Raw genomic sequence first — 22394 nt, forward strand, 5'->3', positions numbered from 1 at the left:
TCGGTGGAGACCACCGAGTGAGACTTCTTTCGGTGGCTGCAAATTACCAGCTTCCACCAGATGATCCACCACGGCTTCCGCCCGATGAGCCATAGCTGCGAGCACGGTAATATACGCCATTGCTGCCGCCATAGCTGCGGTAGCCGCTGATGTATCCACCCGAGCTGTCGCCGCTACTTCCACCGGAACTGCCATGGCTTACGCGACGCGCGACGATGCGAGTGCGAACCCGCGACACGACGCCTCCCGAACTGCCGCCGCTGCTCCCGTAACGTCTGGAAACGTAACCACCGCTGCTTCCGCCCGAGCTTCCGCCGCTGCTGCCGTAACTTCTGGCTACATACCCGCCGCTACTTCCGCCCGAACTTCCGCCGCTGCTGCCCCAGCCCGCATCGGCACTGTTGCTGCACGCGAAGGTCACGAACGACAGTGCTATCGCCATTGCAATTTTCTTCATCAGATTGATTTCTTTCCTAACGTAGATCGAAAGTGAGTTTATGGAATCGGTTCAGCACTAAGGCTTGACCTCTTCAGGTTTGTCTTCCGCTGTCAACGGAGATTCGTGAGTCGCCGAGTCGGTGTTCGACGAATTGGCCGACTCTTCGATTGCCGGTTTCATTGCCTGTTGGTGATCCGCCGCGTCGGTTGCTGGCGCTTGCGCTGATGTCGGACTTGCCGTTTCGTTGCATCCGGTCAGTACGAGCGAGCCGATGCACAACACGATCGCCGCAGAGAAGTGTTTCATTCCAGTCTCCTTTCGTGCGTTTTCCGGTTGATCGCTTTCACTGGCGCCCAGCGATCGTCGAAACCTTCTCGGCGATTGGGGGCACTGCGATTCGAAGCGTCGATACCACCTGTTAGCATGTTTCGTACCGAAGGTGGCTTGAAGAAGCCGATTCCCATTGCGATCGCAACATTTACAGTCGATCGCCTTGGCAACTCGCGACGTGCTTCGGCGGTAAACTGAATTTGAAGGGACTGTCATCCGAACTCGCACCGACACACCGAAGCTGTGATGTTTGGGGATGACTTCATTCAGCCTTCGGGAGGTTTATCGCATGTCAATTGCTTCGCAGCGTTTGTCAGTGCGGCTAGTCAACGGATGATTGTTGGCTGGCTGCTTACGCAAGTCGGTCGGTGTGTGCCCGTCGCGTACGCCATGGCATGCCATTTACGCACAGGCGCGCGTTTGCTGCTTGCGTTGTTGTCGATCGAAACGGTCGAATGTTCCAACCAGTCAAGCCGCCTAATGGGATTCCGATCTCGCGTCTCTGTCGTTGCGTATTGCGGACCGGAAAATGTCCAATACGAAAACTGGGGGATGTCGTCAGAGAAGGTGATGAAAGCAATGATTCAAACGCGAACCGCGTCGTTAAGCGTCCGAGTGAATCTGTTGGTGCTCGTTATCGAAGCGATACGCAAAGGGCAAGACGGCAAGCAATCGCTTTTGAATCGAAGCTATCACGGGCAGTTGTGGATGGAACGTGGAATCTAGTTGGTTGCGAATTTGATGCATGCGGACATCGCCGGGTTTTTGCCGCTGACAGCCACCATCCCACTGCGTTCAAAGTGTGACCACCTATCGACTCGGCCAAGCCAACGATGCGGCGCAAGAGGTTTGGCGGCCAGGAAACCCGTTCCACCGTTGGCTGTCTTAAAGTCCGCCAGGAACGTCAAACGACTCGCCTGGAAACAGATCGAACGCACCGGTATCTTCTCCGGGATCCGTGACCGCTTCTGACGAATCTTCGTGCGTCAGCCCCTGCTCTGGCGCAGGCCAGGTTTTGTCGGTGGGTGCCGGAAGGGCTGCTGCGCCGCCACCGACTAGATCCAACCCCATCGCACTGCCCGCATGCCATACGAACGCTTCGCGGGCGATCGGCGAATTGCGCACCATATCGCCCGTCGCGTCGACATGGGCTGGGGGGATCAGACGCACAGCTTCCAGTGACAAGCGATCGAGTTCGTTTTTTTCACTGTCGTAAACCACGCGGCCATCGACTTCAACGATCATCCGTGACACGTGCGCCCGATCGGGAACACTGTTTGATGGTGCGGGATCGCCCAGCATACCGATGGAATGCCCTCGCAAATCTGCCGCCGTCGCTGGTCCACCAATCAAGTCGATCGGAAACACTTGTGGACGAACATCAGAATCCAGCGGTTGGGTGGGCGAAGTCAGCGAATATTTTCGGCCACCGGTTTGATAGTAAAGAAAGTTGTGCGTATTGGCGCCGGTGTGTGCCGCAGCGACCAACGTCACCGTCATCGAACTGATAGGGTGCCCGTTCCGCCACGGCGATTGGAAGTCTCCAAGCAAAAACCATGGATAGTTGCCGGCAAGTTGACGCTCGATTCGATTCTGCTCTTGCAGCATTGGAACCAGGGTTTCAGCGATGTCACGCAGTCGCTGTTCTTCGTCGTCAGTCGCCAGTCCACTGCGAACCAGTTCTTCGAGTGACTGTGCTTCTTCGATGATAGGAATCGTCCCGCTGCGTAACTCGCTCAGACGTACTTGGGCAAGTGCCTGTTCGTCCTGAATGTGCGAATTTAATCCCGTCCGCGAGACAAACGGCTTTCCGTTGATGGCAATCTTGATCGAATCCAACACCCAATCGCTACGACCATCGGCACAGAGTCCGACACGTGAGATATCCGAAAGGCGGACGTCGGCTAGCATTGCGGTGCAACTTCGCAGTGCGTCAGCGCCCGAATCGGTATCGGATGAAAACGTAAATGTCGCAGGTTCGCCCGGTGCGATGACCTCGCTGACCGAAGCGTGCGTTGGTGACGCGCCAAACGGAGCGAATTGTGCTGGGTCGCGACCCAGCGGATGCAACCACAGTGGAAAACCCAATCCCAAGTCTAACGCCACCGGTTCGGAAATCGTTTGACCATCGACTTGAGTTTGCACGAAAACCTCAATCGATTCAACCAATTCATTCGCATGGAAGTGCTGGTCGATCGGCGGATCGGCATTGGCTGTCGCCGCCGTCGCCAGCATCATCGCAATGATTGGAATTGCGATCTGTGTAGAAGACGAGAATCGGTTCATGCCAAGTGTCCGAGATGGTGACGCGATTTATACGTTCGTTTGATGTGGTGACCGCTGTGCTAGAGTCTAAAGGGATAGGTGTCCGCTAAACCGTCCCGTTCAGACGCTCTGAATCGTACGTCGGCAATGTCTTCGCTTTTGAACCGTGTATCGGTGCACCGCATAATACGAACCGTTGTTGGCTGGTGGGATCGCTGCCCTTCAGTGCCAGCGTCTCGATCATGAAAGTGACGATGGTGGGCTACGAAACGGTTTGCCCCACCGCGATCGGCAAAGGCGAGTCTCCGTAAACGAACTCTTGCATGTCCTCTGGCAAGAACCGTTCGCGAGGCACCCGCAGCATCGCATCGGGTATCCGGCGGTCATGTACGCCGAGCGCATGGAGCGGATGCTGGACCATATCGTGATGTTGAGTTTCCAAGTCGATCGTCTTCATCGTGCTGGTCCCTGATTGAGGTCTGGATGCCACGCGAAATCCCCACAGCAAAGCGTGTGCCCGTCTATTCCGCCAGCCAGCGAACCGCTAGCAGCAATCCGATCCCGAGACTGAAGGCGAGGAAGTGAATGAGGTTGCGTTTGACTTCGTTACTTTTTTTGATCTCCGGAATCAGGTCGGCCGCTGCGATATAGATGAAGTTGCCCGCGGCAAACGGCACTAAAAACACCACTTCGATATGGTCCGCGGCCAGATACGCGATCAAACCACCTAGCAAAAACGTCCATGCCGATAGGAAGTTGAAGAGCAACGCTTTACGCGAGTCCCATCCACCGTGGACCAGCACTCCGAAATCACCAAGCTCTTGGGGGACTTCGTGTGCCGCAGCAGCCAGCCACGCCGTGATGCCTAGTGGGACGCTGATCAGAAAGCTGGCGGCTACTGACATGCCACCGATGAAGTTGTGGAGAGCATCGGCAATAAGGATCATGTAGGTGAGCGGTTGTCGGTCGACTGACTTGGGGTCGCTGGAGTGGCTGTGGTGCCAGTTCAGGAACTGTTCCAACGCAAAAAAACACATGAATCCAGCAAGTAGCCAAAGGTACAGCGAAAAATCATTGTTCGTCGCCGTGACGGCTGCCGGCAGCATGTGCAATACCGCACCACCAATCAACGATCCGGCCGCAAACGCCACAAGTGGCAGCAGGATTTTGTCGAGCGCCGACTGCGTCATCAGCAGCGTGACCGCGCCGACCAAGGCAATGCAGCTCATCAAAATCCCGCTGGTGATGATCCAAGCGAGAATGGTCATAAAGGTAACTGCCGGGGCTTGACGATCGAGTCCGTTAATCTGTTTCCAGCAGTGACACGTCCCGCACCGCATTCGATCTGCTTACGCGAAGGGTTCCCGTTTTCGGTCGGTCGCCCTTTGCGCTTGCCAAGGTCACTCGATACGGTTCGACAGGTCTTGATTAACATGAAACAGCACAACCTTTGTGGCGCCAGCGACGGCGGTTCCGGGTCTGCGGCCAACACCACAGAAGAGAAACAGAAGGCGAACCCCACCTGGGCAACCGTCCATCCGTTGATCCAGTGGGTGCGTTTCGGTTTTGTGGCGATTTCGTCCTGGCTATCCATGACTGGCTTGCCACGCATTCCCCGTGCCACTGCGAGTTTTGGGAGGCAATGTCGGTCAAGCTGCTGGTCTGTAGGCTAGTGTCACGCGACGGCAGGCCGAATGGTTTCTTGCCGTTGGCGAAAAATCGAATGTGACGAAATGGAACATTTGCACCGATGGGAGCGCGCTGCTGCGAGCGCTATTGGTCAATGGCCGTCAGCGAACGCTGGCGCATCGTTTGCTGTGTGTTGGCTGATGCTTGAGATCTACTAACTTCGGAGACCGCCGTGCACACGCAGCCAATGCCGCTCGCCTCGAACATCATGACTTCCAAAGTTCAGACGATCGGGCCAAAGATGCAACTTGCTGATATCATCAGTTTCTTGCTGGAACATAAACTCGCCAGCACGCCCGTCGTCGACGACCAGGACGGTGCATGCCGCCTGCTTGGCTTCGTGTCAGAAGGGGACTGCTTGGAACATGTCGGGAACGAACTGTTTTACGGCAATCCCAGTCCGCCACAGACGGCCGAGACAATCATGCGTAGGCACCCTACCTGCGTTAGTTCGGAAACCGACCTGTTCACGCTGACCTCGATCTTCACCAGCCATCGTTTCCATCATTTGCCGGTCGTCCAGGATGGGAACTTGGTCGGTATTGTTAGTCGTAGCGACGTGCTGAAAGCCGTTGACAACTACTATCGCGATTGGATTCGTGCCCGCGACCGCGAGCGGTTCCCAGTGGATATACACCAAATCATGAATCACCGGTTCATCATGGGGCATTGAACACCGTGCGTGACACGGCTGATTCGGATTCAATCGTTCGATGGTACACGTCAGCAATGGTTCTGTTGGTAGAACCGCCCTCAGAGATCGTCCAGCTTCGCCGCGGCGCGGCGGCAGTTCTTTGCCGTGGCGGGAACCACGGTTAGCGATTGCCGAGATGGTCTTTGGGGGATGCCAAATGCTGGTGGCCGAGGCTACCGACGTGACGCTTCCGCCTCTCGGAGAGTGCCGTAAGTTGGACACTCTCTTCAGGCGGAATTGGGTGCAATCACCGCAGCTAGGCGGATAGACAGGAATGGTTGGGGGGGCCGGATTCGTCGTTTGGACTTGAGTCCCGGTTGAACGTGGGAACCATCGCTAGCAGCTTGCTGATTAAATCGAACTTTCAACGGCAATGCCCAGCCACTGACGCGTCGCGGCTCACGAAATCAGCAGGGCATTTGATCCAGAACGGCTAAGCAACGCACGGAAAATGGAATTCGTGGTGGACGAGGCAGGAGTCCGTCCTGGCAGCGATCGACCTGCGTCGTCATGGGGTTCGCCAGAATTTCTGACCGTCGGTTTGGCGGCTGAATCCGGTATTGCGAAATGATTCTGAACATCCGTCAACGGCGAACGCAACAGTCCGGTTACTCGCGCAAGTGTCTAAAGAAATGCTTTGCATCAATTGTCGTCACGTTGATGCGATCAGCTACGGCGATTCACACGGCATTCGTAGCGAGTCGGACGAAGTCGAACGATGAAATTATGCCCACCAGGTGTTCGTCGGCGTCCGTGATCGGAATGTGATGCACGTGATGATCTAGCATTAACTTGGCGACCCGCTGCAAGGGATCATTCGGTCTAGCCGTGACCGGCGATCCAGACATCGCCGTGGTGACTTCATCGTTGCCAAGTTGGTCTCGAATCAGCTCGGTAAGCCAAAAACAGTTCTCGTAGATCGTCATCCGATCCTCGAGCGATTGTTCAGCGTCTTGAACCAATCGCAGCAGATCAGAGACTGTAAGGACTCCCACGAGCTGTCCATCTACGGTGACGATGGGGATCGCCGACACATGGTTCTCGGTCAGTTTGTCCACGGCGTCCTGGATCGTATCGGACTCAAGCAGGGTGACGACATCTCGCTGCATCACGCTGCTGGCTAGAAGTGGTGATTGGGCAGTTGTGGTAGCCATGGTTGTCACTCGGCAAATGGGAAAATGATTTGTACTGGTGCTGGTAACGCATCTGGTCTAGATGGCTTGTTACCTCGTCCACTGCTTGGAAAACGTCTCAATGAACCAGTGCCGGTTTGCCGGCCGGTTTGATCTAACGATGCTGGTGGTGCTAATGCACCGTTTGTGCCAATCGTGCCCTTCGTGATCAGCTTGGCAAGAAACTCGCATCGCGTCGCTGGGCGTTGCCGTCGCAGTCCCACGAACCAACCGCCGCATCACGGGCCTTGTTGATGCCTCGAATACGGAGGCCGCTGGCGAATAGGGCTGATGCCTTCGTTGATTGCTTCTGCCAGTCGGTAGACGACATCCACCGGAACCGCCGCCCGCTTGGTCGATCGGGGATCCACTTCACCGATCACGTCAAAGCGAGATGTCAGAAGCAAACTACGTGCCTTAGCGGACTCGTGGCGATGCTGCTGATTCCCATGCCTGGGACAGGAACGGAACACAGTTTGCTTCGTACTGTTTACGTGACCCCCATTCAAATCGAGTGCCGTGTCAAAATTTGATATTTGGGTTGACGAGTGTCGGAACTGAAACAGAGGGAACGAAGTGATGCACCTGTAAGATGTGGTGGCGACGCATGAGCGAGCGTTTTTGCTACAAGGGGTGCGAGAGACTGCTGGGGTGATGAATCGAACGCGTATCACAACCGTGCCAGGCGGCACTGGAATAGGCCATGTTTCCTCTGCAAAACTTCATTCGTACTTGCCGATCGCGACTGTTTCGACGTCAGGCGGCTGATTCGACAGGAATGGACTTATCAGGGGGACGTTTGTTAACCGCGGCGTTGGTCACACGCCGGATGCTGATGCGCTCAGGTGTGGTCAACAACAACGATGCGATGATCGGCGTGCTGTTGCCGCCATCGGTAGGCGCGGTGCTAGCGAATGTCGGCATCGGTTTGTCGAACAAGGCCGTGGTCAACCTGAACTACACGTTTACCAGCGAGTGTGTCGAAACGTGCCTGCGCGCGTGCGCGATTTCGCACGTCCTAACCAGCCGAAAATTTCTCAAACGGCGACCGTTTGAACTTTCGGCGAAACTGGTCTGCATCGAAGACTTGTCTCTGCAGGCAACTTGGCGCGACAAGCTCGTTTGCGGGCTTGCCGCCTATGGGCTGCCGAGCTTTCTACTCGATCGGATGCTAGGACTCCATCGCACCCAAAAAGATGACTTGATGGCGGTCCTGTTCACTTCTGGCACAACCGCTGACCCCAAAGGTGTGATGCTATCGCACGGCAATCTGGCGGCTAGCACCGACGCCATTCGTCAGCTCTATCGCGTTCGCAAGGACGACGTCGTGCTCGGGATTCTGCCGTTCTTTCACGCCTTCGGTTACTCAGCGGCGCTGTGGTTGCCGTTCGGGTTGAACATGACGGTGGTGTACCACGTCGATCCCTTCGGAACGAAAGCGATTGGTCAGTTGGCCAAGAAATATCATGTGACCGTTCTGTTCTCGACACCGACGTTTCTGAAGCTGTATTTGCGAAGATGCCAACCGGAAGATTTTGCTGAGTTGGATCTAGCGATCGTCGGTGCCGAACGTCTCGAAGCGAGTCTGGCGAAATCGTTTTCCGAAAAGTTCGGCGCCACGCCAGTGGAGGGCTATGGAACGACGGAGCTGTCGCCGTGGGCGTCGGTGAATGTTCCGGCGCATCGTACGCTTTCACCTTTGCAAGTCAACGACAGGCCAGGATCCGTTGGACGCCCCGCGCCGGGTGTGCAAGTCCGTGTCGTTGATCCCGAATCGCGCGCCGAAGTGGGCATTGGTGAACAGGGGTTGCTGCTCGTACGCGGTGCAAACGTGATGTTGGGATATTTGAATTTGCCGGACAAAACGGATGAAGTGATTTGTGATGGATGGTATGACACCGGCGACTTTGCAAAGCTGGACGCCGATGGATTCATCACGATCACCGGACGCAAAAAACGCTTTTCAAAGATCGGGGGCGAAATGGTGCCTCATGCAACGGTGGAGAATGCGATCGAAACTTTGCTGGGCAACGATCCATCCGATCAGCAACGGCATGTCGCTGTGACGGCGATCCCCGATGCACACAAGGGTGAACGTTTGATCGTGATCCATGTGCCTTGGGGGGACACTTCAGCAACCGACATTGTTAAAAGACTTTTGGATACCAATGATTTGCCGGCGGTCTGGATTCCAAAGCCCATTGATTTCATCGAAGTCTACGAAATTCCAATGACCAACTTGGGAAAGCTTGATCTTGGAGCGTTGAACCGTATCGCCTTGCAACGGAAAGTTGACGCTGTTGCATCGCACAATCTTGAATCAGGAAACCTCTGACATCGAGGTAGGATTGTTTGCAACGGGGATCGGTTTTCAGTCGCTGGCATTTTAGGAAATCAGTCCGGCTTTCACGCGGCGTCGTGAACGGACCGATGCGTCATCAACGGAATGATGCCCCAACGACGAATGAGTTTCTACCCCATCATTCCTGCGTGCTATGAAAGACAGGCGGTCGATCACCGACTTCAGCGCGGTGACGTCCAACGCATTTGGAACCCTTTCCCCCTAGGGATGACGCAGGTCGCGATGTCGACGGTTGCGATGGAAGCAACCGAGTGAAGAACGAATTTGGTACAGGAGTTGCAAATCGTTGGCGCCATGGTGACTCATCAGCTGACGTGTCACACCTCCGCCGAAAGTCATGGTGACTTCCGCTACGAAGCAAATTCTGAAGGAGAATCAAATGGCGTTTCAATTCACATGGCCGCGTGAGCTCAACCGGTTGCAAAGCGAAATGGATCAACTGTTTGGTCGTGGCAACGGTTCGCTTGCTGGCCCACAAGCATTCCCGGCGATCAATCTGCGGCGAATCCAGGTTGCTGCAGGCTAGCAAAAAATCGCGGTCGGAATTGGACTCAAGTCCCTTCACTTCATTCAATCAACTTTCACAAGATCAAGGATCCTAATCATGGCATAAACCACACTTGCCCAGCCTGCGGCCGCGCAAGGCACGCCGGAACCCACTCGTCAAACACCGTTGTTTCAACCCCGGTTTGACATCACCGAAAGCGAGAACGAACTGACTCTCTACGGCGACTTGCCAGGCGTCATGCAAGACGATTTGGATATTCGCTACGAGAACGAGCAGCTTGTCATTGCCGGCCGAGTGGAGCCACGCAATGCAACCATGCAAGTGCTGCGGCGGGAATATGGCGTCGGTGATTTTCGACGTGCCTTCACGATCGGCGAATCGATCGACGCCGACGCGATCAATGCGGAAGTGCATAACGGTGTCTTGGTCGTGCATTTGCCCAAGGCCGAAGCCGCCAAGCCTAAGCGAATCGCCGTCAAGGCGGTTTAGTTCCAGTCGGTCTGTCGCGACAAACCAGGCAGGTAGATTCGGCGGCGCCTAGCCGCAGGTTCACTACGACGACGCACCAATGCGACACCAGCGGCGATGGCCGCCGGTTTACTTACTTCATCCTTCCAATCTTAGGAATCCAAACGATGTTCAAGAATTTGATCCCCAGGAAACAACAAAGCGACTCCGAACTGATGGGAGTCGATCCCAAGAATGAACTTGCACAGTTCCGCGCCAACTTCGACCGCATGCTGGGAAGAATATGGAGTGGCGATTTCGACGATGCCTGGAATCGCGGCTGGGGCTGCGATGTACAGGATGCGGAAAGCGAAATCGTCGTGCGCGCTGAAGCACCCGGCTTTGAGCCTGACGAAATCGACGTGCGGCTTTCAGCCGGTCGCTTGGTCATGCAGGCCGAACATAAGTCCGAGCAAGAATCAACCGGCGATAGCAACGGTCACTTCAGTAGCTATGGGAAGTTCTACCGAGCGATGAGTGTGCCGACTGGGATCGAGGCCGACAAGATCGAAGCTAGCTACAAGAACGGAGTCCTTGAAGTCCATTTGCCAAAGGGCGAAGAGGCTAAGTCGAAAAGAATTACCGTGCAAGCGAAGTAGCGAAGGGCCCTGCGATTCTGTTCGTTCGGTTCACCCGATCTTGGATTGAAAAGAGATCAACCCGACGCGTATGCGAGGATCTTTTTCCTGACTCGTTCCTTGCTTACGCATCGGGTTTGTTGGGATGTTGAGAAGTCTTTCACCATCTACGGTGTCTTGAATAGGTCCAAGAAACGGTTTTCGTACTGATCGAATACGCCCAATCGGTAGAGTTCACTCTTTAACTCAAACGCTCGGCTACGATCTTTGCTGGCGATTTGGAACAACGATTCGATGCGCTGTTCGGTTTCTGGTGAAAGCTGTGAAGCCAACTGCGAATCTTCGCCCGTCGTCTCTTCACCCTCGTCTGACTCTGGTTCCAATTGAGTCCTCCGATGTGACCATCGTCAAGGATCTGTACGTCAAAATTGGCCATGGCATCGAGTACTGGTTGCTGCGTCGCGGCAGCAAAAACGCGAGCCTCGCTGCCCGGTTGCATCTCGGTTGCCATCGCGGCGAACGTGAACAGTCGCTCGACGCCCTGATCGCGGGCAAAGTCGATCAATCGTTCACAGAACGCCAGTTTGCCGAACTGCGGCTGCGATTCACCGATGAATACGATCACGTCGCGGCCGCCCGGCGGTGCCTTCCATGCAAATAGCCGGCTGTGCGGTCGATGCGGACTTTGGATCAGACCTTCTTTCACGATGGCTGTGTCGACGTCGAAAAGTTGGCCGGGCGTCAGTTGGGCAAATTGGTTCATGCCCAGTTTAGACATCAAATAATATCCGGCACTCAAGGCAACGTGTCCCATGCCGGGCCACACTGCGATTAACCATGGGCGATCGAGTTGTGGTGAGTCTGTCATTTTGAATCCTCCGTACGTCCAGCGGTGCAAACCTCGCGCCCGTGCGGGGCGATCGCATCCATGATGGTCCGCGAATTGCATTGTCAAATCTGTCGTTTCCATCACGCTTCCGGAGAACCCGATCATGACTGGCACAATGACCTATCATGGGATGTGCGCGGTACTGCACGCCCTGCGCGACCGATTGACCATCCACGAGACTGCTGACTTCGCCGCGCAGTTGCCGATGTTGATTCGCGGCATGTTCTACGAAGGCTGGCAGCCCGACCAAATACCCGTCAAACATCGGTCCAAAGAAGCGTTCTTGGGGCATGTCTGCGAAGCGTTCCCGGACGATCAAAGCGTGGACCCAGAAAAATTGACGCGCGCCGTTCTGAAGATGGTCGCGTCTCATGTCGGCAAACGAGAAATGGACGACATCCAAGCCATCATTCCCAAGCCGCTACGTGAACTGTTTCCAAAACTGTAAAGATCTTCGTTCTCGCATCCTTCCGTTAAAGGAGCTCGACCTATGTGGACCAAATGCATTCTCGCAACGTTTTGTATTTTGCCCTGCCTTCTCACCGCGTTGTCATACGGGCAAGACGCAGTCGTTCAGCCGGTTGGCGATCACGAGTACGCTAGATTCGGGATCGAAGTCACCGACAGCCCTGGAGTTGGCGTTCACGTGGCTGTTGTTGTAATCGATGGGCCGGCCGACCATGGCGGCATTCGGCCTGGGGACTATTTGATGGCGATCAATGGTCAGCCGATCGAAAAACCGGCCGATTTGGTTGCCGCGATTCGGACGCATAAGCCGGGGACCGAGGTGCTTGCCACCGTTTGGCATGAAGGCCAAGAATCGGATAAGAAAGTTGTCTTGGCGACGGCAAGTCGTACCGCTCATCGTGCGGGTGACGCCTATTTGGGCGTGACGCTAGAGGCCAATGGAACGATCGGTGCCAAGATCAGCCAAGTGATTCCCGGCAGCCCAGCGGCTACTGCCCAGTTGAAGCCGGGTGATGTGATCGTGGCGATCAACGAAACAAAAATCGATTCAGCGAAGGATTTAGTCGATGCGATTGAGTCTCGTAAATCGGGCGATAGCATCACTTTGACCTTGGCGGGTGACACCGACAATCAGCGTGAGGTTCAACTAGGCGCTGGCGCATCGGCACCACCCATCTTCAGTTTCCGCATGCCCGTTGCTGAGCTAGATGATCGAGTGCCCGGTTCGTTCGCACCACCGCAGTCATGGCGTGCGGAAATGTCAGAACTGCGTCGCCAATTGGAAGAACTGCGAGAGGCGATCATCGATGAAGGCGAGGACATCATGGATCTGGACGAGGACACTGATTCGACGCCATCGGAATCGGCCCAGCCCCAGCCGCGTGACGCGTCACGCATGGATGCCAGCGACGCCAGTTTCCAGTTCGTTGACTACCACACGGGGCGCCGCTCCGACCATGGGCCAGTCTACCGGCATCGGCCTGCTTATCGATATTCGTATCCGTATCGCCCGAATGACGGCTACTGGTATGGCGGTCGTCCACGCCCGGCTCCCTACTCTAGCTACTACCGAGGGGCTCCGGCGTATCGCCAGTTCTATCAACGTGATGGTCAACCCGGTGTGCAAGTCTACGTTGGGCCATTTGGGTTTCAGTACTACTATCGGTAATTTGCATGATCGTGTTGATTCTGGTCGTCGTCGCGTTTTTCGCTCTGTCTGGTCTGATGGCTGCGGTCGATGCGGCAGTTCTGAGCGTAACGCGACCAGAAGTTGACGAACTGGTTCAGCAACAGCGCTACGGTGCCGAACGTTTGCGGGACATCAAGTTTCGCTTGCGGGAATCCGTGGTAGTGATTGTGATCGTAACCAATACGATCAATGTTCTTGGCCCCGTGATCGTTAGCCATCAAGCGTTTAGGCTGTTTTCGTCGACTGGCGTGGTCGTTATCACGGTCGTTTTGACATTGGGAACGATTGTCTTCTCGGAAATACTTCCCAAAGCGATCGGCAATCACTATGCACCGCTCGTTGCCCGATTCTCTGCTCCCGCCATACTGTTCGGCGAACGTGTGCTGTTTCCATTGGTCGTTCCACTGGCCTGGTTGACCAATCGGTTGACGCCCGGAAACCGAAAAATCGGTACCGAACCGCAAATTCGATCGCTGGTGCGAATCGGCCACCAAGCAGGCCACATTGAAACGGATGAACATCAATTAATCCATCGTGCATTTGCGCTCAACGATCGCACTGCGAGTGACATCATGACGCCGATCGACAAAGTCCGGGCGATCGCCGCGTCGGCTTCGGTATCGCAAGCAGCAACGGAAGTCGAGCGTAGCGAGTTTTCACGCTATCCAGTTTTTGGCGATACGATCGACGATGTCCAAGGAACTTTGCTTAGTCGCGATCTGCTCAAGGCGATCCTTCATGGCAAGTCAACGCAGAAAGTGCGGCAGCTGGCAGTGAAGCCGATGATCGTCGACGCAGCAGATCGCAGTGATGATCTATTGTTGCGATTTCGCGATCAACACATGCACCTAGCCGTCGTTCAGGACAACCAAGAGACATTGGGCGTGGTCACGTTGGAGGATGTGCTGGAAGAACTCGTCGGCGAAATCGAAGATGAGAAGGATGTTTCGTCGTAGTGGAGCCGATTCGTCGAACGCTTTGGAGACCTGGATTGTTCGGATCACGGCCATCGGATGCTTTTTTCAATTGTGGAGCCGATTGGGAGGCCGCTTCCAAGATGTCGTAGCGACCCCGTCTCGAATTGCGATCTCGGCATGATCCGATCGGGACGTAAGCGTCGGACCGTCATTTCAATCGCTTGGAAAGTTTTAGTCGCTCGATATTTCTTGCGGCGCATCCACGCTACGCGAAATCGATTCCCACTGCTGAAACTCTGCACGAAGTTCATCCAGTTTCGAGACTGCTCCGTCGTAGGCGGCATTGCCCAGCAGCAAACGATGCGGCGGATGTGCGGACTCAACCGCCTTGACGATCGCTTCGGCGGCGAGATCTGGGTCGCCTGGTTGATGTCCCGAGCTGTCTCGGATTTGCTGCTGTGTCTTTCTGACGGTAGCTTCGTAATCGTCGATCTTATTTTGGGTCTCGTTTGCCGAACGACCCGCCCAATCGGTGCGAAATCCGCTCGGTTCGACAAGCATGACTTTGATGCCCAGCGGTTCGACCTCTTGCCATAACGCTTCGGAGAAACCTTCCACGGCAAACTTTGTCGCGTTGTAATAGCCGACCGATGGAAACGAACGCAAACCGCCAATGGAGGAAACATTCACGATCGTACCGCTGCGCCGTTTTCGCATCCTTGGCAACGTAAGGTGTGTCATACGGCACAGGCCAAAAAAGTTGATATCAAACATCTGGCGGATCTGCTGTTCTTCACTTTCTTCGATCGCCCCGAAGTAGCCGACCCCGGCGTTGTTCATCAGCACGTCAATGCACCCAAAATGATGCTCCGCTTCACGAACTGCCGATTCCGCTTGCGCCCGATCGGTAACGTCAAGCCGTTGTACAAAGGCGTTACCCATTTGAGCTAAATCCTGTACATCGTCGGGGTTGCGCGCGGTTACAACGACGCGATAACCGTGCTGCAAAAGATATTTTGCGGTGGAATGTCCGAATCCTGTTGAACAACCTGTCACAATCCAAACGGGCTTGTCAAACGTTTCAGCGTGCGATCTGGTCATGATCCGTTTCCCTGTGAGTCCGGGTAAGATGAGGCTTTCGCGATGCTAAGCGTCAAACAGCGAAACAACACAGACCGCCGATAGCAACCTGTCGCGGTGGATGTTCAGCAGTTTGTCCAGTGAACCGTTCACGGCGAAACGCATTGGTTCATTGAAATCGTCAGCACCCGCTTTTCGAATCACACATCAAACGCAACTTCGATGCCATTGATGGGAAGGACCGCGAAGTTGTCCGGCGATTTCAACGAACAACAACGCAGGCTTCGGACGACTGCTGCCGATGGCGGACCTCGCTGCGTCAAACGAGCCGATGGGGATCACTCGTCCAGCAACACTCGTTTGGCACGGCCGCTTCACCTAGAACCTGTGACGCTACACCGAGTCACGCTGGTGCTAACGGCTGTTGCGGCGATAGATATCGATTCGATGGATCGATCCATTTCATGTTTCATGGAGCAAGTAGTTCTGCACAAGGTGAAGCACATTGGGTTGCCAAGGGATCGAAAAGTGCGTTGCCCAGACCCGTTGCACCTGCAGGTTGGAGATGCCATCGAGCGGAACCGAGCGCAGGCTTTCATCAAATCGTGACCAAATCACCAAACGACGAACGCGGTCGTCGCAATCAAGGTTGGCCGATGCACTATCGCGGTTCATCAGGACCTTGATCTCCGGAATCAAATTTCCCGATAACCCAAACAGCAGACTCGGGAAGAAACCAGCACGCATCGCTGGCGCCAACGAAACCATCGCGGTCACCCGATGCTGGCGAGACATTGCAATCGCGGCTCGTGCGATCCAGTCTCCGAAACTATGCGTGACGATGGCGATCGCACCTTGTTCAGCCACTTTCCCCGCGATTGCCTCCGCTAAACGATTGATGCTCGTTTCCAAATCACGAAAGACAATTCGATCGCGCCAACATTCCACATGATCCACGTGCTTGGATAGCGAAAGTTTCAAGGGCAAAAAGAGCAATCGAGGCTCAAGCAAGCCGGGGATCAGGAGAATCTTTTCTGGAATCGCTTGCATATCGGGATTGTGGGCGCGAAGTGTTGAACTGCCGTCGTGTTCGATCCTGGCATCGATCCATTCCTGGTACTTGCGCGACAATGTCACGCACGGATCACGAAAGGTATTCGAGATTGCAACCGAATGCTTGTCAAACGTGAACGGAGCCAAGGGGGAATGAAAGGACCTGAAGCAATCTTCGCAAAATCGTTGCTCCCCCCAAACTGGGTTTGCAGTGAATGGAAACTCACGGTTTTCGACAGCATTGTACCGACCCGGATTTGCAACCGGATGTGCGACTTCATTGTTCATCTATTCGTGGGCGACTGCGGCGCACCCCGCTGGACGTCTATTGATTGGTTCAAATCACTGGGGTGGTTGGTGGCAGACCATGTTGGACGTTTTGAGTCCTCGGGGACTCTTTTTGCTGGCGGTTTACGGGCTTTTGGGGGAATGCGGCCGTTTGGCATGCGAGCTGCTTTCAGGGATCGGTTGCATCTTGTTTTCGCATCCCGATCGCGGTCCCGGTTCTCGTAGGAGTTCTTCCAATGTCCAGTGTTGATATGCGTCATCCTTTCCATGACGGTTTCTTTGCTAGACCGAATACGAACCGGACCTCGCGTGTAAACGCATCTCGGGCGGAGTCGTCGTCCCTGCCCCCGGCGGTTTGGTGGACCATGTTTGTGGCCAGTGGGATCGCGTTAGCCACCAGCACCTACCTCGCATGGTCGTCCCTGACTTCGAGCCCCGTGGCTGGGTGCAGCGGTGGCAGTCTGTTTGATTGCAGCCATGTGCTGCACACCCGTTGGTCCAGCGTGTTGTCGGTTCCTGTCAGCATCCCAGCGATCGCGACTCACTTGACGTTGATCACTCTGTTGCTGATTCGCCCTGTTTCGGGCTCTCGACATCCGGCGGGACAAGACTCGAAGGGGCACCATCCTGCAAGCCTGTACCGCCGCCTGCGGATGACGGGCATTGGGTTGGCATCGCTGGCCGCCGGGGCCGCCGCAATTTGGTTCATCGGTTTGCAGATCTTTGTGATCCAACACCTGTGTCCTTATTGTTTGGTTGCGCACACCGCCGGACTAACCCTGGCAGCCGTTTTCCTATGGCAACACCCAGTCAGTAGGCAAGCGATGACGGGGATCGGTTCTGCCGCCGTTGTTTCACTCGCCGTCCTCGCCACATTGCAAATCCGTGCCGATGAACCGCAGACGTTTGAAGTGATCCAGTATCCGCAGTCGTCGGCTGTCCAGGGATCCACATCGACAGTGACGGATGCAGACAACGATGACGCCACCTTGTTCCAGCCTCCTGCGTCGGCGCAATTGCAAACATCGCTTGACAACATGAACCAGCGCTGGAATCCACAGCAGGTGATCCGGTTGTCGTCGGTGTTCATGAACCCGTCCAGCATCTTGGTATCGGAAGTTCAGGTTGATTCACCGAGCGAAAAGAGTTCCGTGGTGATTCTTGGTGGAGTCAAACTTGCGACAGATTCGTGGCCATTGGTGGGCGATCCCAATGCCGAGTTGGTGGTCGTGGAGATGTTCGACTACACCTGTCCGCATTGCCAACGGACGCACGCGTCGCTGAAAGGAGCCGAGCAAAAGTACGGTGACCGGTTGGCTGTGATCACGCTGCCCGTTCCGCTCGATGGCAAGTGCAATCCGACCGTCCGATCGACCAACCCAGCCCATGCAGATGCGTGCGATCTTGCGAAACTGTCGATCGCAGTCTGGGCGACTGACCGGGAACAGTTCGGCGAATTCCATCACTACCTGTTTGATTCCAAACCTGGGTACGCCCAGGCCCTTGGGAAGGCGAAGACGATGGTCGACAGCCAGAAGCTGGATGCCGTGCTTCGCGGTCCGCTGCCGAGTGATTATGTGCAGCGACACGTTCAGCTGTACCAAAAGGCTGGTTCAGGCCAGATCCCCAAGCTGTTGTTCCCCCGAACGACCGCGGTTGGTGCCGTCGAATCGACGGATGCGATGATCCGCTTGATTGAACAGAACTTGGTGCGTTAACGCTGCGGTGATCCAATTCCGCGGTTTTACGAGATCGTGTTCACGGGCAGCTATCGAGGGGTTCGGTCTGTCCTCATCTGGGCCTGCATTTGCGACGGGCAGGTTGCCCAGAAAAATTGCACTTTGCAGTTGGCTTCCATGGGAAACGAAGTGTCGTGATAGGCGAAATAACCGTGTTTCCAACATCGGTCATCCTGCTGGATGGGGCGGTGCAGGTGTGGCACGTGTTTTGCGATTTAGCTGCCAAAGCATCTTGGTGCTCAGTCGTTAGGCAGTCCTTCATTGCCTCGGCCCGAACCTAATTCAAGCGACCTCTCTCATGACCATTCTCGTCAAACGGTTGCCGGGTACGACCCGTGCTTGTCATTGTTGGTTCCGAGTCCAACCGGGCCAGCCCTTGGACGTCACCTTCCACTTGGTGGACACCAGTCGCAACAGCATCAACTGGGCAGGGCAGCAACCCAGGTTTCGGGTCTACAGCCAGACCATTGACCAGCTGGTCGTGCTGGAAGTCACCGATTCCCATACGTGCAACTTTCAGCCCGGCGGCCTATGGCGGCTGCAATTATCGGCGCAACAAACCAGTGCATTGCCCCGTGGTGGTATGCGATTCACCTTGGAACATCGGCACGCCGACGGCGATTTTGTCTTCGGTCTGTTGGGGGGAGTTAGTTGCAGTGACGCACCGGCGAACTGCGATCACAACCGGATCGCGAAATTGCTGCCGCACTAACCGAATCATTTTTCAGGCGGATTGGGTAGGTCTGCATAGCGTCGATTCTTGACGTGCGGTGATCGGCAATCGGTTCTTCTCTATCGGGAAATGCGTTTCTGGAAAAAGATTTCAAATTCTTGCATCCGTTGGACTCGCATCCACGAATACGTATTCGACTCGGCCAGTCCCTTCGTTCATCCGGGCGAAGGTTCGTATTTCGATTCCAACGATAGAGCACAAGAAACATGAAGACTTTCAAGCGTTATTGCCTGACCGCAGCGATCGCCGCTTTCTCTGTGGTGAACACAAATGCCGCCGACATCGTCGACACCGCGGTGGGGGCCGGTTCCTTCCAAACATTGGTCGCGGCCGCCAAAGCAGCGGGTTTGGTCGACACGTTGAAGGGAGATGGTCCGCTGACCGTCTTTGCACCCACCGATGCCGCTTTCAAAAAGTTGCCCGCAGGCACGGTCGAGTCACTGCTGAAGCCCGAGAACAAAGCGAAGCTTGCCGCAATCCTGACCTACCACGTCGTGCCAGGAAAGGTGATGGCAGCCGATGTCGTGTCTCTGACCGGAGCGAAGTCTGTCCAAGGTCAGCAGATCGACATCAAGGTCGACGGTTCCACCGTCATGGTCGATGGTGCGACCGTGGTGAAGACGGACATCGATTGTGACAATGGTGTGATCCACGTCATCGATTCTGTGATCTTGCCCGCGGACAAGAACATTGTCCAGACTGCGGTCGGGGCCGGTTCGTTCAACACACTTGTCGCTGCGGTTAAGGCAGCCGGATTGGCCGAAACACTGTCCGGCGATGGTCCGTTCACCGTGTTCGCACCGACGGACGAAGCGTTCGCCAAACTGCCAGCCGGAACGGTCGAGTCGCTGTTGAAGCCAGAAAACAAGCAGAAACTGGTCGACATCTTGACCTACCACGTCGTCGCAGGACGCGTCTATTCAGGCGATGCGGTGGCAGCCAAGACAGCCAAAACTTTGCAACGGTCGTCGATTGCAATCAAGGTGGGCGATTCCGGTGCGATGATCAACGACGCGGGGTTGGTATCGACCGACATCGACAGTTCCAATGGTGTGATCCACGTGATCGATTCGGTGCTGATGCCGCCGGCAAAGGGTGCTAGCGTGCAACAGGTGCTGCATGGTGCCATTGTGCAGGGATCCCAAATGTTCAACGCTGGGCACCACGGGGCCTGTGCAGACATCTATAGTGAGACGTTGCACGGGTTGATGAATGCCAACGTCGAACCGTCGCTTCACCACCAAATGACCAGCGTCATCCAGATGGCCGATTCGCAACAATGCCCCACGACACGTGCGTGGACTTTGCGTCGCGGAATCGATCAGATGTACGTCCAATTGGCAAAGTAGACGTTCGTGTCTTCTGAATGCTTGATCACACTCCGGAAATGACCTCGTGACTGAATCGGTTCTGATGCGTATCGCGGCAGGCGATCGCTCCGCTGTCGACGACTGTTTAGATTGCTACGGTGGTCTGATCTGGTCGTTGGCCAAGCGGTGGATCGGGAACGTTGACGACGCCGAAGACGCCGTGCAGGAAATTTTTGTGGAACTTTGGCAACAAGCCGGGCGTTTTGACCCGGCGGTTGCGGCTGAATCGACATTTGTCGCGATGATCGCTCGACGCAGGTTGATCGATCGTCGCAGGAAACAGTCGAAAGCACCTGTCATGGAATCGATCGTTGTCGACCAAGTCGACACGGCTTTGGAAAGCGGATCGGAAGAAGTGATGGTTCGCGGCGAAGAAGCGGATCAAGCCAAGCTATGCTTGGACAAGTTATCGTCGACTCAGCAGAAAGTGCTGACGATGACGGTCTATCACGGAGCATCCCATACCTTGATCGCTGGCAAGCTCTCGTTGCCCTTGGGCACGGTCAAGTCCTACGCTCGCCGAGGCCTGATCCAGTTAAGGGACTGCATGCAACGCAGCGCGGATGCTGTCGAAGCGACTCGCTTGGCGGCTGGTGGTGCGGCGGGAAGAGTTACCGCGACAGGGAGTCGATCATGAGTTCATCATCATCCTCGCCGACTCCATCGGAATGGGACGAATTGTTGGCTGGCGAAGCGCTGGGCGATCTCGATTCGGCCGAGCTGCAGCGGCTCGACAATCACTACCCCCAAGGGCGTCCCGAATCAGGTGCCGATCTCATGCGGACCGCGTCGGCGTTGCATTTGGCGTTATCGTCGAAAGATTCCGACCGGCTGCCGGATCATCTGCGACAAAAGATTGCAAGCGATGCCGCCGCGCACATACCCGCCCAACCAACCGTGACGCTTGACCCGGGGCAGCAGTGGAGTGTTCGTCCGGGCGTTTCCATGCGCGAGCAGATCGCGTGGTTGGCGGCGGCAGCGTGCTTGTTGCTCACCATCGGCGTTTGGGTCAGCCGGGGACCAGAAATCGGTGTGGGCCAAAGCGGTGGTGGTTTAGCAATGGACTTCGGAAAACAACGCCAGCAACTGCAAACGTCCGAAGATCATCTGGAGATCAGTTGGACCCCAGGCACCACGCCATTCGACAATCCGGTATCGGGCGATGTGGTGTGGAGCAATTCGCAGCAAAGTGGGTTCATGCGTTTTGTCGACATGCCCATCAACGACCCGTCCCAAGAACAGTACCAATTGTGGATCATCGATCCGGCCCGTGACGACGAACCGATCGACGGTGGCGTGTTCGACGTCACAAAGTCGGGCGAGGTGATCGTGCCAATCGACGCCAAGCTGCAAGTCATCGATCCGGCTGCGTTCGCCATCACGATCGAAAAACCCGGCGGCGTCGTCGTTTCAACCCAAGAACGTCTGCCCCTACTAGCGTCTGTGATACGGTAGTCCCCGTGCCCGCGATTGTTCGCTAAAGTGGCCGGGCGTGTCGGGTGCGTGCCAGTGACGAAAGGTTGCGACCCGGTCAACGTATCTAGCGGTGTTCTTGGGTTTGTAGTCGGCCGATGCGGTGCATCCCGCGATCTAGAATGCCACGGCGCACAATCGTCACGATGGTCGAAGCAGAGCAAACATGAATCTGGACAGTTGGCTGACGGTCGTACTGTTGACGTTGGTCGCTGGCTTGGCGATGCCGTTAGGAGCGTTCCTGGCCAGTTTGAAATGGACAAAGAACGCGCGGGTTCGAAGCGAGTTCCAGCATTTGGTTGTCGCGTTCGGCGGAGGGGCATTGTCCCGGAAGGTTTCAATTCAGCGATCGAGCTTCGCGAAAGAGCGGGCATATCATCGTCTCGAATCATTGTTGCTTTTACACTGATGGCACTGCTGGGCCCCACCGTTGGCTTGACTGGGCTGTTCTGGCTTTCTGCCTATCCGGTCGTGGTGGCGAAGGTGATGCTGTTTTCCGCTGCCGGAATTCTGTACCTGACATTCCAGGATATCGCTCCTCAATCAAAGCTCGATCGATCTTGGATTCCCGCTCTGGGGGCCGTTGCTGGGTTCCTGCTTGGGCTGGTTGGGAAAATGTTGGTTGGATCCTAATGGACTTCAGCGGCGGCA

At 55.6% G+C, this 22394-nt stretch carries 25 protein-coding genes; 15 read left to right on the plus strand and 10 right to left on the minus strand.

Translation table 11 applies throughout. The features are described 5' to 3' along the window. Positions 1-43: 43 nt before the first annotated feature. A complete protein-coding gene (locus tag K227x_RS01455) occupies positions 44-457 on the minus strand; it encodes a hypothetical protein (RefSeq protein ID WP_218933681.1) in 414 nt (137 codons plus the stop codon). 57 nt (positions 458-514) lie between these two features. Then, the gene (locus tag K227x_RS01460; protein ID WP_145167742.1) at positions 515-745 is read right to left on the minus strand and encodes a hypothetical protein; all 231 of its coding nucleotides are present in this window, start codon (positions 743-745) and stop codon (positions 515-517) included. Positions 746-1249: 504 nt separating this feature from the next. Between K227x_RS01460 and K227x_RS01465 the strand changes: the two genes are divergently transcribed. Next, on the plus strand, positions 1250-1495 hold the full coding sequence (locus tag K227x_RS01465) for a hypothetical protein (protein WP_145167743.1): 246 nt from the start codon (positions 1250-1252) through the stop codon (positions 1493-1495). Positions 1496-1654: 159 nt separating this feature from the next. Here K227x_RS01465 and K227x_RS01470 read toward each other — a convergent pair whose 3' ends face one another. From K227x_RS01470 to K227x_RS01480, 4 genes are all read right to left on the minus strand, one after another. Next, complete coding sequence (locus tag K227x_RS01470) at positions 1655-3055, minus strand: hypothetical protein (RefSeq protein ID WP_145167744.1); 1401 nt, start codon at positions 3053-3055, stop codon at positions 1655-1657. A gap of 85 nt (positions 3056-3140) precedes the next feature. Then, positions 3141-3278 (minus strand): hypothetical protein, encoded by a 138-nt coding sequence (locus K227x_RS30150; protein ID WP_218933682.1) that lies wholly within the window; start codon positions 3276-3278, stop codon positions 3141-3143. Between the two features lie 18 nt (positions 3279-3296). Continuing rightward, a complete protein-coding gene (locus tag K227x_RS01475; protein WP_218933683.1) occupies positions 3297-3491 on the minus strand; it encodes a hypothetical protein in 195 nt (64 codons plus the stop codon). Between the two features lie 64 nt (positions 3492-3555). After that, positions 3556-4302: a ZIP family metal transporter gene (locus K227x_RS01480; protein WP_218933684.1), complete on the minus strand. Its 747-nt coding sequence runs from the start codon at positions 4300-4302 to the stop codon at positions 3556-3558. A 629-nt stretch (positions 4303-4931) separates the two neighbouring features. On the opposite strand from K227x_RS01480, the gene K227x_RS01485 reads away from it, so the two are divergent. Further along, complete coding sequence (locus tag K227x_RS01485) at positions 4932-5396, plus strand: CBS domain-containing protein (protein ID WP_246146431.1); 465 nt, start codon at positions 4932-4934, stop codon at positions 5394-5396. Between the two features lie 701 nt (positions 5397-6097). Here K227x_RS01485 and K227x_RS01490 read toward each other — a convergent pair. Next, the gene (locus K227x_RS01490; protein ID WP_145167745.1) at positions 6098-6571 is read right to left on the minus strand and encodes a CBS domain-containing protein; all 474 of its coding nucleotides are present in this window, start codon (positions 6569-6571) and stop codon (positions 6098-6100) included. A gap of 721 nt (positions 6572-7292) precedes the next feature. Here K227x_RS01490 and K227x_RS01495 point away from each other — a divergent pair. The 4 genes from K227x_RS01495 (at position 7293) to K227x_RS01505 (ending at position 10565) form a co-directional block, all read left to right on the plus strand. Then, positions 7293-8924 carry an AMP-binding protein gene (locus K227x_RS01495; RefSeq protein WP_145167746.1) on the plus strand — a complete coding sequence of 544 codons (1632 nt, stop codon included), beginning with the start codon at positions 7293-7295 and terminating at the stop codon, positions 8922-8924. Between the two features lie 406 nt (positions 8925-9330). Then, positions 9331-9477: a hypothetical protein gene (locus K227x_RS30155; RefSeq protein ID WP_218933685.1), complete on the plus strand. Its 147-nt coding sequence runs from the start codon at positions 9331-9333 to the stop codon at positions 9475-9477. A gap of 147 nt (positions 9478-9624) precedes the next feature. Then, positions 9625-9948 carry an Hsp20/alpha crystallin family protein gene (locus K227x_RS01500; protein WP_145167747.1) on the plus strand — a complete coding sequence of 108 codons (324 nt, stop codon included), beginning with the start codon at positions 9625-9627 and terminating at the stop codon, positions 9946-9948. A 194-nt stretch (positions 9949-10142) separates the two neighbouring features. Further along, a complete protein-coding gene (locus K227x_RS01505; RefSeq protein ID WP_246146432.1) occupies positions 10143-10565 on the plus strand; it encodes an Hsp20/alpha crystallin family protein in 423 nt (140 codons plus the stop codon). Positions 10566-10785: 220 nt separating this feature from the next. Here the strand turns inward: K227x_RS01505 and K227x_RS01510 are convergent, their stop codons facing one another. Next, positions 10786-11412: a PAC2 family protein gene (locus K227x_RS01510; RefSeq protein WP_218933686.1), complete on the minus strand. Its 627-nt coding sequence runs from the start codon at positions 11410-11412 to the stop codon at positions 10786-10788. A gap of 124 nt (positions 11413-11536) precedes the next feature. Between K227x_RS01510 and K227x_RS01515 the strand changes: the two genes are divergently transcribed. Genes K227x_RS01515 through K227x_RS01525 form a run of 3 tightly spaced genes read left to right on the plus strand, consistent with a single transcriptional unit; the run spans position 11537 to position 14046 of the window. Further along, complete coding sequence (locus K227x_RS01515; RefSeq protein ID WP_145167750.1) at positions 11537-11881, plus strand: DUF2267 domain-containing protein; 345 nt, start codon at positions 11537-11539, stop codon at positions 11879-11881. A 42-nt stretch (positions 11882-11923) separates the two neighbouring features. Beyond that, positions 11924-13069, plus strand: coding sequence for a PDZ domain-containing protein (locus tag K227x_RS01520; protein ID WP_145167751.1), 1146 nt, complete (start codon positions 11924-11926; stop codon positions 13067-13069). A gap of 5 nt (positions 13070-13074) precedes the next feature. Next, positions 13075-14046 carry a CNNM domain-containing protein gene (locus K227x_RS01525; protein ID WP_145167752.1) on the plus strand — a complete coding sequence of 324 codons (972 nt, stop codon included), beginning with the start codon at positions 13075-13077 and terminating at the stop codon, positions 14044-14046. Between the two features lie 192 nt (positions 14047-14238). On the opposite strand, the gene K227x_RS01530 is transcribed toward K227x_RS01525, so the two are convergent. Both K227x_RS01530 and K227x_RS01535 read right to left on the minus strand, forming a co-directional pair. Continuing rightward, on the minus strand, positions 14239-15108 hold the full coding sequence (locus tag K227x_RS01530) for an oxidoreductase (protein WP_145167753.1): 870 nt from the start codon (positions 15106-15108) through the stop codon (positions 14239-14241). A 441-nt stretch (positions 15109-15549) separates the two neighbouring features. Then, the gene (locus K227x_RS01535) at positions 15550-16224 is read right to left on the minus strand and encodes a lipase family protein (protein WP_145167754.1); all 675 of its coding nucleotides are present in this window, start codon (positions 16222-16224) and stop codon (positions 15550-15552) included. Between the two features lie 440 nt (positions 16225-16664). Here K227x_RS01535 and K227x_RS01540 point away from each other — a divergent pair, with 440 nt between their 5' ends. From K227x_RS01540 to K227x_RS30160, 6 genes are all read left to right on the plus strand, one after another. After that, positions 16665-18146 carry a vitamin K epoxide reductase family protein gene (locus tag K227x_RS01540; RefSeq protein WP_246146434.1) on the plus strand — a complete coding sequence of 494 codons (1482 nt, stop codon included), beginning with the start codon at positions 16665-16667 and terminating at the stop codon, positions 18144-18146. 319 nt (positions 18147-18465) lie between these two features. Continuing rightward, complete coding sequence (locus K227x_RS01545; protein WP_145167756.1) at positions 18466-18879, plus strand: hypothetical protein; 414 nt, start codon at positions 18466-18468, stop codon at positions 18877-18879. 227 nt (positions 18880-19106) lie between these two features. Continuing rightward, complete coding sequence (locus K227x_RS01550; RefSeq protein ID WP_145167757.1) at positions 19107-20249, plus strand: fasciclin domain-containing protein; 1143 nt, start codon at positions 19107-19109, stop codon at positions 20247-20249. A gap of 46 nt (positions 20250-20295) precedes the next feature. Continuing rightward, the gene (locus K227x_RS01555; protein WP_145167758.1) at positions 20296-20907 is read left to right on the plus strand and encodes an RNA polymerase sigma factor; all 612 of its coding nucleotides are present in this window, start codon (positions 20296-20298) and stop codon (positions 20905-20907) included. After that, entirely contained in the window at positions 20904-21725 is an 822-nt protein-coding gene (locus tag K227x_RS01560; protein WP_145167759.1) for an anti-sigma factor, read from the plus strand. The genes K227x_RS01555 and K227x_RS01560 overlap by 4 nt, the downstream gene beginning before the upstream one ends. Positions 21726-22151: 426 nt before the next feature. Beyond that, positions 22152-22376, plus strand: a complete 225-nt coding sequence (locus K227x_RS30160; RefSeq protein ID WP_218933688.1) for a ZIP family metal transporter — start codon at positions 22152-22154, stop codon at positions 22374-22376. The last annotated feature ends 18 nt before the right edge of the window (positions 22377-22394 follow it).

Origin of the sequence: Rubripirellula lacrimiformis (genome assembly GCF_007741535.1) — a bacterium.
Lineage (GTDB): Bacteria > Planctomycetota > Planctomycetia > Pirellulales > Pirellulaceae > Rubripirellula > Rubripirellula lacrimiformis.